The organism is Kordia zhangzhouensis (assembly GCF_001005305.1).
Classification (GTDB): Bacteria; Bacteroidota; Bacteroidia; order Flavobacteriales; family Flavobacteriaceae; genus Kordia; species Kordia zhangzhouensis.
The window spans coordinates 1-1,360 of sequence record NZ_LBMH01000033.1 but is presented as its reverse complement, the minus strand read 5'-3'; the positions used below and the strand labels follow the sequence as shown (position 1 = coordinate 1,360).

Genomic DNA, 1,360 nt, shown 5'->3' with positions numbered 1-1,360 from the left:
CATAATAATTTGTTTCACTTCGGCGGCAGTTAGGTTTGGATAATAGGAACGAATTAGTGCAGCGATTCCTGAGACTATGGGTGCAGAATATGAGGTTCCACTATTATAACCATAAGAATTATTACTTTGTGTTGTGAAAATTTCTCTACCTGGTGCAAAAATATCAACACTTTGTTTTCCATAGTTTGAAGTGTAATGAATTATATTTTCTCCAGCATCATAAGAAGTAGCTCCGACTTTTAGAAAGTTTTGGACAATTTCTGTATTATCTTCATTGGTGTCGTTAGGATAGTTTTGGGAAACATCTAAGTTTTTAGCTTCATTACCAGCAGAGGTTATAACCAACACATCGTTTTTTTCTGCATATTGAATGGCCTCAATAACCCATTTTTTATTTAAAGAAAAAGATTTACTTGAACTAATATTAATAATGTTAGCTCCATTGTTAACTGCATATCGAATTCCCAATGCAATATCTTTATCCTGCTCGTCTCCATAAGGTGAAATTGCTACTGGCATTATTTTCACTCTATTTGTAATACCTTTAATTCCAATATTATTATTTCTATCAGCTCCTATTATTCCTGCCACTTTTATACCATGTGTATGTGAGTTTTCGGAATTATCGGCTAGAACTATATTATTACCATATGAAGTATCAGTAATGTCATCAACATTATCTCCAATAATCTGTCTTTCATTAAAATCAATATTAAGATAAATGTCCAAATACCTATTCTCTAAGGCAATATTTTGCTCATTTTTCAGGCTGTCTTTTTTATAATTAATTAAAGTCTTTATTCGTTTTTCAACCAGCTCATCTTCAGTATTTATCTCTGAAAGCTCCTCTATTGTTAATTCTTTATTAGGAAACATTTTAGAAAGTTCTTGTTCTAAAAAATTCTTTTTTACTTTTTCATATTTTAGGACTCTAAGTCTTCTTAGAACATATTTCTTTTCAGCATCGTATTCCTTCAGTGCATCAATATACATTTTGTATTTGATACTATCTTTAGGATTGATTGAATCAATATTTTTATTTTTAAATATGCTGTCATATTTTCTAATAATTCTCACGTATTCAAAGTTTGCTCTGTAAGCCTGTTGTCCTCTTTTATTCCCCAAAAAATTCCAACCATGCACATCATCTATGTATCCATTGTAATCATCATCAATTTCATTATTTGGGATTTCACCTATATTCTTCCATATAAAACCTTTTAAGTCTGGATGATTTATATGAAAACGCATATCGAGAACAGCTACAATGACAGTGTCAGATTTTTTACTGTCCAATCGAAATTCACGATATGCTTTTTCGAGACTTATGCCTGCAATTGAATCTTCAAAAATGTCTTTG

1 protein-coding gene is annotated in these 1,360 nt (G+C 30.7%); it reads right to left on the bottom strand.

Annotation, left to right across the window (positions count from 1 at the left end; all coding sequences use genetic code 11):
- The coding region (locus tag AA088_RS17415) for a S8 family serine peptidase (RefSeq protein ID WP_046746323.1) at positions 1 to 1,360 on the bottom strand (1,360 nt) is incomplete at both ends.